The following is a 15,055-nucleotide window of genomic DNA, read 5'->3' on the forward strand; positions in this document are numbered from 1 at the left end:
GCGCAGCGATACAGTTTCCCGCTCGATCGCGCCCCGCCGCACGTCCGGGTCCTGGGCCCAGGACGCCTTCCCCATGCTGCGGGACGGACACAGTGTAAGGCCGCCGTGAGAGGGGGCGCACATAAAGGCTCTAAATAACTCCGGGCGTTGAAATCGTTGAGGTCCTGGGGGGATGTGTTGATGGGTCTGGGCCGTCCTTCGTCATTCCGGGCGAAGAGGCGGAGCCTCGCAGACCCGGAACGAGGCGGCGCGCGAGAGCGCGAACCTGTCGCGCCTGCGGCCGCTGAACCATCGCCTTTGCTTCGCTACGGCGCCGCCGTGTTCCGGGTCTCCGCTGCGCTGCGCCCGGAATGACGAAAGTGAGGGAGAACCGATGGGGCGGGTCTACCGCGCTTCGCCTCTCCGCCCGGAATGACGAAAGAACGGGTAGGAGCCCGGGTAACTATCCGACCTCCGCCTCCAGAGCCGCCCGCACTTCCGATATGGCCCTCGGCCAGCCGTCGAACCCGCCGGTCGCAAAGGTGCGGACGCGGGGGTAGAAGGGGTAGCGGTCGGTGTTCAGCAGGTGCCAGTCATCGGCCGCGTGGATCAGCCAGGTCCGGGCCCCCGTCGCGGCCGCCAGGTTGGTGCCGGCGATGCCCGGGCCGATGACGAGGTCCAAAGCGTTCGACAGGGCGGCCAGATCGTCGAGGTCGTCCTTGAGATTGATGGGCGGGGTCCAGATCTTCACCCCGGCGGCCTCGGCGGCGGCGAGATCCTCGGTCACGTCGCCACACTGCAGGTTGACCATGATGCAGCCGGGCGCCGTCAGGACCGGCTCCCAGCGCTCGAAGCTGGAGAAGTAGCGGGCCCGCACGCCGGTCAGCACCAGGCTCTTCCAGTGCAGGCCGACCTTGAAGCCCGGACCCAGTTTCTCGAGTTCGGTCTTCCAATGGGTGACCCGGTCCGGATCGGGTGTCAGATAGCCGTCGCGGTCGGGGAAGGCGGCGATGTCCTGGCGATAGACCGCGCTCAGGCTGGCCATCGGGGTCCAGTGGTCGGCCTTGCCGTCAGTCTCGCCGACCTCCTCCATGAAGGGGCAGTAGCGGGTCAGTCGGCCTTCGATCCGCACCGCCCTGTGCCCGCCGACCAGGGCCGTGGGGAAGGAGCGCTGGTAGAGATCGACCAGCCGGGGCTCGACGGCGATGAAGACCTTGCCCTCCGGGCCGACCGCCGCGATCACGTCGGGCAGGCAGGCGCCGAACACCATCTCGTCGGCGATGCCCTGTTCGCCGACGACCACCAGACGTTTGCCACGGATGTCTTCAGTCTCGGGATCCCAGCGCGGCGCGTCCACGACGACGTGCATCGCCTCGGGCATTTCGGGATCGAGCCGGACCTCATAGGCCTCGAAGCCATCCTTGAGACGCCCCAGGCCCATCAGCGTCATGGCCCGCGCCATCCGCATCATGGCCTGTTCGTAGGGGCTCTCGGCGCCCTTCAGGGCTTCATCCAGATCGGCGAGCGCCTGTTCCGCCTGGCCGAGCGGCTGGAGCGCGTTGGCGCGGTTGTAGCGGGCCTTGGCGAAGGCAGGGTCGATGCGCAGAGCCTCGTCGAAGAAGGTCAGGGATTCCTTCATCTGGCCCTGGTCGCTGAGAACGGTGCCGAGCGTATTCCACAGGGTCGGATCGGCCTGTTCGATCTGGATCAGGTCGCGCAGGGTGTCGATGGCCTCCTGATAACGCTTCTGGTCGCGCAGGACGCAGGCCAGGTTGTTGGTGCCTTCGACATGGCCCGGCTGGACCAGCAGGAATTTCCGCAGCAGCTTCTCGGCGATGTCGAGGTGGCCCAGACGCGCCGCCAGCCGGGACAGGTCGTGGGCGATGTTCGCATCTTCGGGCAGGATGCGCAGGGCGGCGTCATAGGCGTTCAGCGCCTCGGACAGGTGCCCGGCCTTCTCACGGCAGATGGCGAGAACGTGCCAGGCCAGACCGTTTTCTTCGTCGATCTGCAGCAAGGCAAGGCATCGGCGCGCGCCGGCGTCGTAGTCGCCGACACGGATCGAGGCGAGGGCGGCCTTCAGCGATTCGATCGCCTTCCTCTGGGCCTTGAGGTTCGCGCCCTTCTTGTCAGCCAGGGCGTGCGACAGCCGCCGGATCGCAGCAGGGGAGGCGGCGTCGCCTGTCGCATCCCGGGCCGTCGGGACATGGCCGTGGGCCAGTTCGGAGGGCGATGTATCGACGACGGGCATGGACGGTCTCGGCGCGGGATAAGGCAGATAAGGGGCAATACGGCCATGCTCTAGAACACATGGTTAACCACGGCTGTTTAGCCTGCGTCAGTCACCGCACGGCTATGTCGGAGCCCTCGCGGACGCAAGGAGGGCGCCTATGCCGTTGAAGTTGTCTTTGAAGCCCGGCGAGAAGTTCGTCCTGAACGGCGCCGTCGTGCAGAACGGCGACCGGCGCGGCGTGCTGATCCTGCAGAACAAGGCTTCGGTCCTGCGCGAGAAGGACATCATGCAGCTGGAGGACGTCACCACGCCCGCCAAACGGATCTATTTCCCGGTCATGATGATGTACCTGGACGAAAGCTCCGCGTCCAAGGTCTATGACGAGTTTGTCACCCGCCTGACCGAGTTCATGAGCGCGACCCGCAATCCCGACATCATGGTCGAATGCGTCTCGACGTCGAAACACGTCATGGCCCGCGAGTACTACAAGGCCCTGATGAGCGCGCGGAAGATCGTCGACTACGAGGAAAGCCTGACCTGATGTTGAAGGCCTACGCCCAGGCGTCGAACCGCACGGAGACGCCGCGCGAGATGGAGTATCGCCTGTTCGGTCAGGTCACGCGCGCCCTGATGCACGCCGCGACCGTCGACAAGAGCGATCTGAAGACCCGTATCGACGCCCTGGACTGGAACCGTCGCCTCTGGTCGGTACTCGCCACCGACTGTTCCGACTCAGACAACCAGCTGAACAATCCGCTGAAGGCCCAGATCATCTCGATCAGCCTGTTCGTCGGCCGCCACTCGTCGGCCGTCATGCGCGGCGAAGAGGATTTCGAAGCCCTGATCGATATCAACCGCTCGATCATGCAGGGCCTGGCCCCGCAGGGCGCGTCGGCGGCCTGATCTCGACTTTCGTCATCCTCCGGCGAGCATAGCGAGACCGGAGGACGAAGCGGCGCGCGAGAGCGCGAAACTGCAGCGCACGCCGTCTGCTTCCAGCATCCTGCCCGTACAGATCGCCCACGGCGCCGCTCGGTCCCGCGGTCTGCGGTGCTGCGCGTCTTGCCGGAGGCTGACGAAAGGGGGAGGGGGCCGGTCGGCAAACTCGTGGCCTGACCGGCTAGAAATTGCCGGGTTGCAGCGGCGCCGCAAGAACTTTCTCAATCCTTTCAATCTGATCGGTCCGGCCCAGCCCTTGCGTGGACGCGCGCAGGACCAGAACCGGTTCAACGGCCAGAAGGCCGCTCCCCCGACCAGAATGGAAGGACTCCACCCATGGCCAACTCGGTCAACACCAACCTCGGCGCGCTTGTTGCGCTGCAGAACCTCAACGCCACCAATGCCGAACTGGCGGCGACCCAGACCCGGATCAACACCGGCAAAAAGGTCGCCAACGCGAAGGACAACGGGGCCATCTGGGCGATCGCCCAAGGTCAACGAGCCGACATCGGCGCCCTGGGGGCGGTGAAATCCTCGCTCGACCGCGGCATTTCGGCGGTTGATGTGGGTCTGGCGGCCGGCGAGAGCATCTCGGATCTCTTGCTGCAACTGAAGGAGAAGGCACTGGCGGCGACCGACCGGTCGCTGTCGACGGCATCAAGGAAAGCGCTGAACGAGGACTTCAAGTCCATCCGCGATCAGATCAACACGGTTGCCGGAAACGCCGACTTCAACGGGATCAACCTCTTGAAGACCGGCGCGACCGGCTTCCAGGCTCTGGCCAACGCGGCTGGTACGACCACGATGACAGTCACCCCCGAGGTGCTGGCGCTGGGGTCGACGAGCGTCACCGTCGCGACGACCACGACCATCGGCACCTCGACCCTGGCCACCACGGCCCTGGGTCTGGTGAATGCCTCGATCGACAATGTCTCGGCCGCCCTGGCGCGGTTGGGTACGAAGGCGAAGGCTCTGGAGACGCATCGCACCTTCGTCGGGAAACTGACGGACGCGCTGGAATCCGGGGTCGGCAATCTGGTGGACGCCGATCTGGCGAAGGAGAGCGCCAAGCTCCAGTCTCTGCAGACGAAGCAGCAACTGGGCGTGCAGGCGCTGGGGATCGCCAACCAGGGGCCGCAGATCCTTCTGTCGCTGTTCCGTAGCTAAGTCAGCGTAGGACGCCCGGGGTTCGCCCCGGGCGTCTTTCTTTGGGCGCTATCGCTCGCGACGCGGTCGCTCGCTGCTTGAGCGCGAACGCCGAGGCACGTTAACCTTTCGACAAGTGAATCCGCGAACCTTGGCGACCTGCAACCCGGAGATGTCCCATGCTGAGCGCCCTCGCCGCCGCCTTCGCCCTCGCAGTAGCGGGGCCTCTCCAGACCGGGGACGCGCCCGATCGTTATTCGCTCGAACTGACCGTGATCCACGCAGGCGTGCAGACCGTGGGGGCCCGTACGGTCCTGGTCGAGGACGGCTCGGCCGTCATCACTGTCCAGGACGCTGACGGCCTGTTCGAGATGACCGCCCAGCTTTCACCGGTGCAGGGCGACGGAGACGACGACACCCTGGCCCTGACGGTCTCGATCATCGACGGGGACGCCCAGCCCTTCGAACCGAACCTGATCCTCAAACGCGGCGGCGACGCCAGCATCGTCGTCGGTCAGGAAGGCCCCGACGGCGTCATGTTCGAAGGGCTGAAGGTCACCCTGACGCCGCTGGCCGCGGACGATTGACGAACGGCCGAACACATCCCACCTTCAAGCTCCTGTTCAACAGTCGAAAGGAGGTGATCAAGTGATCTCATTGTCCCAAACCCGTATGGTGACCGAAGCTTGGTCCTCTCACGAGGTCCGGGCCTGATGACTTCCTTTGCGCGCTAACGCCCCTCGGGCTGCTTGAGCGCAGAGTCAGGCTGAGTATCGGTCAGGCCGTACCGCGGTCAGACAATGAGGCCCGCCGGAGCGATCCGGCGGGCCTTTTTGTATTGGGGCTTCCTGGTTCGCTACTGCTCGACGCGCCCCCAGGTCCGAACTCCGATCGACCGGAGGGCAGGCTCGGTCTCGCTGCCTGAGCTAGGAGAACAGCCCCTGAATCCAGTGCCAGGCGTTCAGGAACCAGCCGGCGCTGGCGAGGAAGAGGGTGGAGATCAGCGCCCAGGCGGCCCAGACGAAGATGCAGAAACCGGCGACGCCGAACCAGGCCGCGCCGATCAGGGCGCCGTCCCGCTGCATCAGGCCGAAGCCGAACAGGGCCACGAACAGGGACGGAAACAGGTTGCCGCCGAAGAGCGGCAGCATGACGATGATGGTCAGCAGGGTCGTGACCAGGCCGATCAGAACCTCGGCGAGCTCGCTGCTCATGATGCTGAGGCGCGGCCTGGACAGTTTCTCGACGAACAGCAGGGGCTTGCGCACCTTGCCGATGGTGGCGCGGTAGTTTTCGCGGGGCAGGCTGGATCTGAGCGCCCATTTCGGCATCCACAGCTGGTCACGGCGGATCAGCAGCTGCAGGCAGATCAGCAGCATGGGGGCGCCCAGGATCGTCGTCGAGCCCGGAATGGGGGAGGCGATGGCGTTGACCAGGCCGAAGAACACCATCAGGGCGCCGAAGCCGCGCTCACCGAAGGCGTTCACCAGTTCGCCGAGGTAAAGCTTCGCATTGTCCTTCGCGCCGATGTCGTCGAGCACCTGCGAGAAGGGCCTGTGGTCTCTCTGATAGTCGTAGTCGGGCATCAGGAACGGGCTCGGGGAGGGATGAGAACGATCTAGGCGCGACCTCGTCTCACCGCCACTTAACAATCCGACAGAACGGCAAAATCCGGCTGAAGAGGTCGAACCCGGAATCCGGGGCCCCTAGCCGCCCAGCAACTCCCGGCCGATCAGGAACCGCCTGATCTCGTTGGTGCCTGCGCCGATGTCGTACAGCTTGGCGTCGCGGACCAGGCGTTCGACCGGCCATTCCTTCGTGTAGCCGGCGCCGCCGAGGGCCTGGACGGCTTCCAGAGACACCTTCACGGCGTTCTCGGAGGCCAGCAGGATAGCGCCGGCGGCATCGTAGCGGGTGGTCTTGCCGGCGTCGCAGGCCATGGCCACGGCATAGACGTAGGTGCGGGCCGAGTTCAGGGCGACATACATGTCGGCGACCTTGGCCTGCATCAGCTGGAACGAGCCGATGGCCTTGCCGAACTGTTTGCGCTCGCGCACGTAGGGCAGGACGACGTCCAGCGCCGCCTGCATGATGCCCAGGGGGCCGCCCGCCAGGACGGCGCGTTCATAGTCGAGACCGCTCATCAGGATGCCGGCGCCGCCGCCGATCGGGCCCATGACGTTCTCCTCCGGGACCTCGCAGTCCTCGAACACCAGTTCCGCGGTGTCGGAGCCGCGCATGCCCATCTTGTCCAGCTTCTTCGAGACGCTGAAGCCCTTCATCCCCTTCTCGATCAGGAAGGTGGTGACGCCGCCATTGCCGTCGCCGGTGCGGGCGTAGACGACGAGGGTGTCCGCGGTCGGGGAGTTGGTGATCCAGAACTTGGTGCCGTTCAGGACGTAGCGATCGCCCTTTTTCTCGGCGCGGGTGCGCATCGACATCACGTCGGAGCCGGAGCCGGCTTCCGACATCGCCAGTGAGCCGAGATGCTCCCCGGAAATCAGCTTGGGCAGATATCTCGCCTTCTGATCGGCATTCCCCCATCGGCTGATCTGGTTGACGCACAGGTTGGAGTGGGCCCCGTAGCTGAGGCCGATCGAGGCGGAGGCGCGGGAGACCTCTTCCATCGCCACGACGTGCTCAAGGTAGCCCATGCCCAGGCCGCCATCCGCTTCCGGCACAGTGATGCCGTGCAGGCCCAGCTCGCCCATCTCGGGCCAGAGGTCGCGGGCGAAGGTGTTGGTCTCGTCGATCTCGGCGGCGCGCGGGGCCAGGCGATCTGAGGCCCAGCGGGCGGTGGTCTCGCGGATCATGTCGGCGTTCTCGCCGAGGCCGAATTCCATGGACTGGGGTGCGTTCGGAATGCTCATGCCGAGCGGGGTAGCACGATCCTGACGTGGCTGGGGAGAGGGGGTCAGTCCCCGCCCGGCAGTCCGAAGCGGCGGTACAGGTTGATCGACGACACGCCGACGCAGGCCAGGCCGATCAGGGCCAGGACCCAGCCGATCAGGGTCAGCTCATTGCCGCCGGAGTGTTCCGCAGCGCGCCGGAAGGCCGCCATCGAAGCGCCGAACGACACAAGGCCCACGCCGCCCATGAATATGAAGGGACCGGTCTCGCTCCAGTCGAAGCGGGCGGGAGGTTCGAACTCGATGTCGTTGCGCAGGATCGACCCGCCGCCCTGGGTCAGGGCGAGGTCCTCGCCGAACAGATTGTTCTCGGAGGCGTCGGGGGCCTCGCGTTCCTCGGGCGTCCACAACGGGCGTTCGATCGTGGGTTCCGGGGTGTCCGCCAGCGGGGTGAGGACCAGTTCCGCGACCGGCGCGGGATCCACAGCCACCGTTTCAGCAGGGGATGACGGCGTCTCGATGAGGACGGGTACGGGTTCGTCGGCCTGTGGCTTGCTCTCGACCACCTCTGACGGGGTGAGTTCGACGATCGTGCGCTCGATCGTGCGGGCCTCGGGCTCGACCGGCTCTTCGCGCGGCGTCGCAGGCTGCAGGAAGGGCAGGGGGCCGATCATCACCGCGCTGTAGGGGGCGTAGCGGCTGGCGTTCAGAACGACGGGATCGAGGAGCGGCGCGGGCGCGGGGGTCGGCTCCAGAGTGGTTTCGACTTCGACCGCGGTCTGGACTGCGTCATCCCCTTCGGGGGCCGATGGTTCGTCATGCAACGGCTCGGCAGCAGGTTCCGGCGAGACGGCTTCAGCCTCAGCCGGACTATCGGCCGGAGGATTGTCGTTGGAGGGGGCCGGCGGCGCTTCCGCCTCTATGATGCGGGCGGCCGTTTCGCCCAGCAGGGCGGCAACGGCGGCGCTGCGCGGGTCGATCGGGGCGGCGACCTCAATACTGGCGTCGGGAACGGCGTCCGGGCCTGTCATGGTTGCGGCCGGGATCTCGACCTCAACCTGTTTCGGCGACGCGGCGACGGCGGGTGGGGGCAGGGGAGCGGACAGCAGGTCGGACAGGGCGACCGGCGCCAAAGGATTGGCGACGAACAGGGCGCGCTCGGCGGCGCGGCGGCGCAGGGCGGTCTCGGGCAGGGCGGGCTCGGGCCAGCCCATCATGGCGTCAGCGGCCTCTCCGGGCGCACCGGCGTTCAGGCATTGACGGACGTCGGAGCCGGCGAAGCGGTCGACGCCAACGGAGAAGGCGAAGCTGACCAGGGCGTCGAACTGATGCTGATTCAGATCCCCGGGGACGGTTTCGTTTACCGTTTTCTCCACGGGCAGCAGGTCGTAGCGCAGGAGCAGTTCGGCGTCGGCTTCTGACACCGAGGCACCTTCGCGGGCGGACAGGGTGTGGCCATAGCCGATGATCCAGCCGCAATCTTCGCGGCGGATCGCGCGGGGCCTGAAGCCCTCGAAGCTCTTGATCAGCACGATCCCCTCGCGGGAGACCTTCAGATTTTGCCTGGACGCGTCGGACACCGGATTTGACCCAAATCGAGACAGGGCGCGGTCGCCCCATGGGGGAGGGAGCAAGGGTCGCGCCGTTCGATGTCGTCCTTACAACAGGACGATGGTCGCAAGGCCGAGGAAGATCAGGAACCCGAAGAAATCTGTCGTCGCCGTGACGAAGACAGCGGATGAGACGGCCGGGTCGAACTTCAGCCTGGACAGTGTCAGCGGGGTCAGAACGCCAACCGTCGCGGCCACGATCAGGTTCAGGATCATGGCGGAGGCAATGACGCCGCCCAGCCGCCAGTCTCCCGACCAGAGGCCGGCGGCCACGCCGATGAGCGGCGCCAGCACCATGCCGTTGGCGCCGCCGACGACGAACTCGCGCCAGAAAGTCCGGGGCGCGTTGGAGCTGTTCAACTCGCGCGTGGCCAGCGCCCGGACCGTTACCGTCAGCGCCTGGGTGCCGGCGTTGCCGCCGATGGCCGAGACGATGGGCATCAGGACGGCGAGGGCCACGATCTGCTGGATCGTGGCCTCGAAGACAGAGATGACGCTGGCGCCCAGCACCGCCGTCGCCAGGTTTATCGTCAGCCACGGCACCCGGCTGCGGACGATCTCGAACACGCTGGACCCGCGATCCTCGTCCTGAACACCCGCCAGGCGGAGGATATCCTCGCGGTTCTCCTCCTGGATGATGTTGACGATGTCATCGACGGTGATCTGGCCGACCAGCCGGCCGGCCGCGTCGACGACCGGCGCCGAGATCAGGTGGTATTTCTCGAAGACGTAGGCGACCTCTTCCTGATCAGTGTCGGAGGCGATGGCGTTCACCGGCTCCATCAGATCGGACAGTTTCACCGTCCGGGCTGCGCGCAGCAGCCCGCTGATCGGTATGCCGCCGACCGGCTTGTTGTGCGGATCGACGACATAGATGTCGAAGAACAGCTCGGGCAGATCCTCGCCTTGGGCCCGGACGTGGTCGATGGTGTCGCCAACGCTCCAGAACAGGGGCGCGGCCATCACCTCGCGCTGCATCAAACGGCCGGCGGTGTCCTCGGCATAGCCCAGCGAATTCTCGATCGCGGCGCGATCGGTCGCCGGCATGGCGGCCAGCACCTTCTCGCGCTGGTCGTCCTCAAGGTCCTCGACCACGGCGGCGGCGTCGTCGGAATCCAGCTCCTGAAGCGCTTCGGCAAGGGTGCCGGGGGCGACACGCTCCAGCACCTCCTCGCGGATGCCGTCGTCCAGCTCGGGCAGGGTCTCCGCCAGGAGTTCGGGCGGTAGCCACAGGACCACGACCCCGCGATGCTCGGCCGTCAGGAAGCCCATCAGGTCGGCGACGTCGGCCGGGTGCAGGTCTTCGAGCAGGGAGCGCAAGCGCATCCCGTCGCCGTCATCGGCGGCGTCGACCACCTTCTCGACGAAGGCGGCGGTCAGGACATAGTCCTCGTCCAGCGCCTCGTGGTCTTCGTTGACGTCGGGATCGAGAGTGGCGGGTCGTTCGCTCACGCGGGGCCTCCCTCTCTCGATGTGAATCAGCCTGGTAGCGCCGAATTCTTATTCCCTAGTCTGATGGTGCGGTCGAGAAGACTCGAACTTCCACGGGTTGCCCCACAGCGACCTCAACGCTGCGCGTCTACCAATTCCGCCACGACCGCTCGCATCGGAGGGGGGCTGATAGCGGAGAGATAAAGCGGCGTCTAGGCCGATCCGGCCATGAAGTCGTAGACGTCGGCGGGGCGGGTGACGGTGATGGCGATCCGGTCATCGCGGATTTCGATCTGGCCGCGGGCGACGGGGTGGTTGTTCGCCAGGATCCAGACCTCGTCGTGTTCGGAGGCGTCGAGCGGAATCACCGCGCCGCGCCCCATCTTCAACAGCTGGGACATGGGCAGCACGGAGCGTCCCAGCACGACGGACAGTTCGACGTCGACGGCTTCGATCTGGCTCAAGGGATCTCCGGATACGCTGGAGGGTACTGGCGGCGGAACTTGCATTGGCGGCCCTCACGCTCACATTGGGACCATCATGCTTGCCGAGCCGTTAAGCGCCGCCGTTTCCCCACTGTTTCGTATCGACGGCCGTCCCGTCGAATGGGTCGTTGCGCCCGGCTATGTGCCCTATGAGGAGGCCGTCGCCGAAATGGAGGCCCGTGTGGCCCTGATCGCGGCCGGAGAGGCGCCGGAACGGGTCTGGCTGCTGGAGCATCCGCCGCTCTACACGGCCGGCGTCTCCGCCAGGGACGAAGACCTGATCGACGCGGGGCGGCTCCCGGTCCACCGGACGGGGCGGGGCGGGCAGTTCACCTATCACGGGCCGGGCCAGAGGGTGGCCTATGTCATGCTGGACCTGAACCACAGGGGAAAGGACGTGCGCGGCTTCGTGCGCGGGCTGGAGCAGTGGCTGATCGGGGCGCTCGGCGAATTCGGGGTCGAGGCCGATGTCCGCGAGGGTCGGGTCGGGGTCTGGGTGGAACGTCCCCCGGTCCAAGCTCCGCTCGGCCGGAGGATGACGGAGGGCCCGGGTTGGTCTCGTGAGGCCAAGATCGCCGCCATCGGGGTCAAGGTGCGCAAATGGGTCAGTTTCCACGGCGTCAGCCTGAACGTGAAGCCGGATCTGGATCATTTCGGCGGCATCGTGCCGTGCGGCATCTCCGAGCATGGGGTCACCAGCCTGCTGGATCTGGGCGTGACGGCGACGATGGAGGAGGCGGACGCCGCCCTGAAGGCCAGTTTCGTGCGCGTTTTCGGCCCGACCTGAAATTCTTCGCCGACGAAATGCCGGGTTAAGAGCCCGGTTGTACGGTGGCGGAGGTCAGATTTGAGTCGGGGTGCATGACATGAACGGAAGGACGGCGGTCCACAGGCCCGAGGCTCCGCCCTCGGCGACGCCCGTCGATCTGTCGACCTTCTTCGACGTCACCCTGGACATGCTGGTCATCCGCGATCTGGACGGCGTGATCCTGAAGGTCAGCCGGTCGTGGGAAACCCATCTGGGCTGGCGCGCCGAGGAGCTGGAAGGGACGCCTCTGCTGCGTCTGGTTCATCCCGACGACATGCCCGGGACCCAGGCCAGCGTGATCGAGGTCGAGACCCGCCGGCCGGGCGATCCCATCCTCGGCCAGATCAACCGCTATCGCCACCGCGACGGCTCGTACCGCACCCTGGAATGGCGCGCCCACCGGTTCGGCGACCGCATCTACGGCGTGGCGCGCGACGTCACCGACCGGGTCGCGGCCGACGCCGCCCTGATCGAGGCCAAGACCGCGGCCGAGGCGGCCAGCCGGGCCAAGACCGACTTCCTGGCCAATATGAGCCACGAGATCCGCACCCCCCTGAACGGGGTCATCGGCATCGTCGATTCCCTGCGTCGCACCGAACTGACGCCCGAGCAGCGCGAGATGGTCGACCTGATCCAGGGCGCCGGGGTCACGCTGGAACGGCTGGTCTCGGACATCCTCGACGTGTCCAAGATCGAGGCCGGTCAGCTGGACTTCGAATCCCGCCAGTTCGACCTCGGCGAGGCCCTGGCCGGGATCATCGACCTGTCGCACAATCGCGCCGCCGAAAAGGGGCTGATGTTCGAGGAACGGCAGGGCTCGGGCGCGCGCGGCGTCTTCATGGGCGACAGCACGCGGATCGGCCAGATCGTCGGCAACCTGTTGTCCAATGCGGTCAAGTTCACCTCCGAGGGCACGGTGACGGTGGACTGGGACGTGAAGGGCGACGAGGTCGGCGAGGGCGTCCTGACCTTCATCGTGTCGGACACGGGGGTCGGCTTCGACGCCGCCACGGGCGCGACCCTGTTCCAGCGGTTCAACCAGGCCGACACCTCCATCACCCGCCGCTTCGGCGGCACGGGCCTGGGCCTGTCGATCTGCCGGTCCCTGGCCGAGCTGATGGGCGGGGTGGTCGAGGCCCGGTCCTGTCCCGGCGAGGGCTCGACCTTCACCCTGACGCTGCCCCTGCAGCGGGTGGTGGCCCTGGAAGAGTACGACGGCCTGGCCGCGCCGGTCGCGACCGGACCGGTTCCCCTCTATCTGCCCGAGCGGACACTGAGGGTGCTTCTGGCCGAGGACCATCCGACCAATCAGCGCGTGGTCCAGCTGATCCTGGGCTCGGCGGGGGCGGAGGTGGTCACCGTCGAGAACGGCGCCCTGGCCGTGGAGGCCGTGGGCCGGTCCCGGTTCGACGTCATCCTGATGGACATGCAGATGCCGGTCATGGACGGCCTGACGGCCACCCGCGAGATTCGGATGGCCGAGCGGGGCGGAGCGCGGACCCCGATCATCATGCTGAGCGCCAATGCGATGGCCGAGCACCGGTACGAGGCCCTGGCGGCGGGGGCCGACCTGCACGTGGCCAAGCCGGTGACGGCGGCGAGCCTGCTGGCGGGCATCGCGCAGGCGGTGGTGGAGTAGGCCCGGGAGCGGACCTTCCCCAGGTCTGCAACGGGTGGGAACAGGACATCGCGCCCCACCCGCCAGGCCGGGTCAGAGGCGCAATTCGACCCCGGTCGGGATGATCGCCGTCCAACGCAGACCGTCGCTCCCAAACTCCATATCCACTTCGCCGCCTGTTGCACCTTCGAAGACTCTTGTCAGCAACAGCGAGCCGAAGCCCGCCTTCCGACCCGGAGCGGCGGCGGGGTCTGACGTCGCGGGTGGACCACCCCGCTCCCGCCACGACAGGCACACCCGGTCAGGTCGGGTTTGAGCCCAACTGACCGTTACTTTTCCCTCCCGCACGCGGAGGCTGCCATGTTTGAGCGCATTTGTGCCAAGCTCGTGCACAGCCAATGATAGATAGGGAGCGACTTTGCCGGGGAGCAGCACTTCGGGCCCATCCAGTTCCACGCCCTCCAGATGCGATAGTTGTCGAGCCAACAGGCCTTGCAGGGAAAACCTGTCGTCCGACATCGTCAGCAATGAGTCCTGAGCGTCCGCCAAAGCGACGAGCCGGGCTTCCACCGCGCTGATGAACGCGTCTGGCACCGGTGTAGTGCGCGCGGACTGGCGGACAATCGCCTGAACAACGGCGAAGACGTTCTTGACCCGATGTCCCAGCTCCTTGGCCAGAACTTCCAGCTTTGTCTCGTTCAATTTGCGTGCGGTGACGTCGAGCGCGCTGGCGACCACGCCCGGCCGCCCGTCCGGCAGGGTCGAGGGCGACGCCTGGATATCCCACCACATCCTCCGCTCGCCCATCAGGACCGAAATCTCCTCGGTCTGCATATGATGGGTGTCGATGGTCCGGCGCAGGATGACCTCGAGAGGTCCCCCGACCTCCGGCCCGACGAATTCGGAAGGGGTCCTGCCAAGGCACTCAGCAGGCACATTGTGCGCCCAAACGTACTTTAGCGTTTCGTCGTGCTCAGACATGGCCAGACCGGAGATGTTCGTCGCCAGCGCGAACCGATCTGCAGTCGAACGGAGTTGAACGAGGCTGTCAGCCAGTTGGCGGTTGCGAGCCGAAAGCTCCTCGTCAGCGCGGCGGAGCTCGGAAATGTCTTCGTTCACTCCGACCATGCCGGCGAAGACTCCGTCCTCGCTGTAGTAGGGTCGGGCGCGCGTTTGCAGGATCCGCACTTCCCCATCCGCTCTCCGGTATCGCCCCTCACAGACGAACGCGCCCTGCGCCGCCATCGCGGCAGCAAACGGCTCGAAAACCACTGGGTGATCCTCGGCGAGCAGACTGGAGCTCCAGTCGAAGACGCCGCAATCATCGGGTTGCAGGCCCCAGAAGTCACGCATCGCGCGGCTGAGAAATACGCATCGGCCGTTGCAGTCTCCTCGCCACAACATGGCGGGAGACTCCTCTGCCAGCATGGCCAGGCTCAAGGTATCAAGCGCCGACGCGGTCAATGGGGCGGCCTGGCGAAGCAAGCAGTCTTGTAAGCCTCAGTTGGCATCTTTGCCCCAGAATACGGTCAAGCTACGCGCACCTGAGAAACGCGATTAAGGGAGAATGGTTCATATTGCTGAGGCTTCCGGTTTCAGCCGTCAGCGTCCGCTCTGGGTCGAGACCGGTGACAACCTGCCGGGCCGCAGCCCGGACAGAGCAGGTAGTCGCAGAACAACGCGCCGGAGATCAACTCTGGCGCGTCGTTCGATCTTGCACTTACGGATCCTGCCTCTAGTTGAGGCGATGCTTCAGACCACTAATCGTATCGTGGTCAGCCTTGATCGACACATACTCTTCAGCCACGCGCTGGCGGAGCGTGTCGGGAAGATCGGCGTCCTTGGTCGCGTCTTCAAACCGCGCCTTGATCACGTCCTCGCCACGCTCGACCTCGTCGATCACCCCGCTGTCATCACGGCCCATGAGTTCGCCTCTGATCTCCGCGAACTTGTTGTG

General features: G+C 66.2%; 14 protein-coding genes and 1 tRNA gene. 6 read left to right on the top strand and 9 right to left on the bottom strand.

The window, feature by feature from the left end; all coding sequences use genetic code 11:
• Positions 1–442 precede the first annotated feature (442 nt).
• A complete protein-coding gene (locus RMO01_RS04265) occupies positions 443–2,230 on the bottom strand; it encodes a tetratricopeptide repeat protein (protein WP_309627806.1) in 1,788 nt (595 codons plus the stop codon).
• A gap of 139 nt (positions 2,231–2,369) precedes the next feature.
• Here RMO01_RS04265 and flbT point away from each other — a divergent pair, with 139 nt between their 5' ends.
• From flbT to RMO01_RS04285, 4 genes are all read left to right on the top strand, one after another.
• Positions 2,370–2,753 (top strand): flagellar biosynthesis repressor FlbT, encoded by a 384-nt coding sequence (gene flbT / locus RMO01_RS04270; RefSeq protein WP_309627807.1) that lies wholly within the window; start codon positions 2,370–2,372, stop codon positions 2,751–2,753.
• Positions 2,750–3,115 (top strand): flagellar biosynthesis regulator FlaF, encoded by a 366-nt coding sequence (flaF, locus tag RMO01_RS04275; RefSeq protein WP_309627818.1) that lies wholly within the window; start codon positions 2,750–2,752, stop codon positions 3,113–3,115. The genes flbT and flaF overlap by 4 nt, the downstream gene beginning before the upstream one ends.
• Before the next feature lie 372 nt (positions 3,116–3,487).
• Positions 3,488–4,318, top strand: a complete 831-nt coding sequence (locus RMO01_RS04280; protein ID WP_309627808.1) for a flagellin — start codon at positions 3,488–3,490, stop codon at positions 4,316–4,318.
• Between the two features lie 158 nt (positions 4,319–4,476).
• Positions 4,477–4,884 carry a hypothetical protein gene (locus RMO01_RS04285; protein WP_309627809.1) on the top strand — a complete coding sequence of 136 codons (408 nt, stop codon included), beginning with the start codon at positions 4,477–4,479 and terminating at the stop codon, positions 4,882–4,884.
• Between the two features lie 339 nt (positions 4,885–5,223).
• On the opposite strand, the gene RMO01_RS04290 is transcribed toward RMO01_RS04285, so the two are convergent.
• The 6 genes from RMO01_RS04290 to RMO01_RS04315 all read right to left on the bottom strand — a co-directional run bounded on the left by RMO01_RS04290 (position 5,224) and on the right by RMO01_RS04315 (position 10,651).
• Positions 5,224–5,883 carry an exopolysaccharide biosynthesis protein gene (locus tag RMO01_RS04290; RefSeq protein WP_309627810.1) on the bottom strand — a complete coding sequence of 220 codons (660 nt, stop codon included), beginning with the start codon at positions 5,881–5,883 and terminating at the stop codon, positions 5,224–5,226.
• Positions 5,884–6,003: 120 nt separating this feature from the next.
• Positions 6,004–7,167, bottom strand: coding sequence for an isovaleryl-CoA dehydrogenase (locus RMO01_RS04295; protein ID WP_309627811.1), 1,164 nt, complete (start codon positions 7,165–7,167; stop codon positions 6,004–6,006).
• A gap of 44 nt (positions 7,168–7,211) precedes the next feature.
• Positions 7,212–8,726, bottom strand: coding sequence for a glycoside hydrolase family protein (locus RMO01_RS04300; protein ID WP_309627812.1), 1,515 nt, complete (start codon positions 8,724–8,726; stop codon positions 7,212–7,214).
• A gap of 78 nt (positions 8,727–8,804) precedes the next feature.
• The gene (gene mgtE / locus RMO01_RS04305) at positions 8,805–10,208 is read right to left on the bottom strand and encodes a magnesium transporter (RefSeq protein ID WP_309627813.1); all 1,404 of its coding nucleotides are present in this window, start codon (positions 10,206–10,208) and stop codon (positions 8,805–8,807) included.
• Positions 10,209–10,272: 64 nt separating this feature from the next.
• Positions 10,273–10,357, bottom strand: a tRNA-Leu gene (locus RMO01_RS04310).
• A 42-nt stretch (positions 10,358–10,399) separates the two neighbouring features.
• The gene (locus tag RMO01_RS04315; protein ID WP_298159858.1) at positions 10,400–10,651 is read right to left on the bottom strand and encodes a FliM/FliN family flagellar motor switch protein; all 252 of its coding nucleotides are present in this window, start codon (positions 10,649–10,651) and stop codon (positions 10,400–10,402) included.
• A 76-nt stretch (positions 10,652–10,727) separates the two neighbouring features.
• On the opposite strand from RMO01_RS04315, the gene lipB reads away from it, so the two are divergent.
• Both lipB and RMO01_RS04325 read left to right on the top strand, forming a co-directional pair.
• Positions 10,728–11,459: a lipoyl(octanoyl) transferase LipB gene (gene lipB, locus RMO01_RS04320; RefSeq protein WP_309627814.1), complete on the top strand. Its 732-nt coding sequence runs from the start codon at positions 10,728–10,730 to the stop codon at positions 11,457–11,459.
• A gap of 79 nt (positions 11,460–11,538) precedes the next feature.
• The gene (locus RMO01_RS04325) at positions 11,539–13,119 is read left to right on the top strand and encodes an ATP-binding protein (protein WP_309627815.1); all 1,581 of its coding nucleotides are present in this window, start codon (positions 11,539–11,541) and stop codon (positions 13,117–13,119) included.
• A gap of 72 nt (positions 13,120–13,191) precedes the next feature.
• Here RMO01_RS04325 and RMO01_RS04330 read toward each other — a convergent pair whose 3' ends face one another.
• Positions 13,192–14,583, bottom strand: coding sequence for an HWE histidine kinase domain-containing protein (locus RMO01_RS04330; RefSeq protein ID WP_309627816.1), 1,392 nt, complete (start codon positions 14,581–14,583; stop codon positions 13,192–13,194).
• Between the two features lie 250 nt (positions 14,584–14,833).
• Positions 14,834–15,055 (bottom strand): PA2169 family four-helix-bundle protein (locus tag RMO01_RS04335; RefSeq protein ID WP_309627817.1); only part of this gene is annotated, 222 nt, incomplete at its 5' end.

This window comes from Brevundimonas sp., from assembly GCF_031412435.1.
Taxonomy (GTDB): domain Bacteria; phylum Pseudomonadota; class Alphaproteobacteria; order Caulobacterales; family Caulobacteraceae; genus Brevundimonas.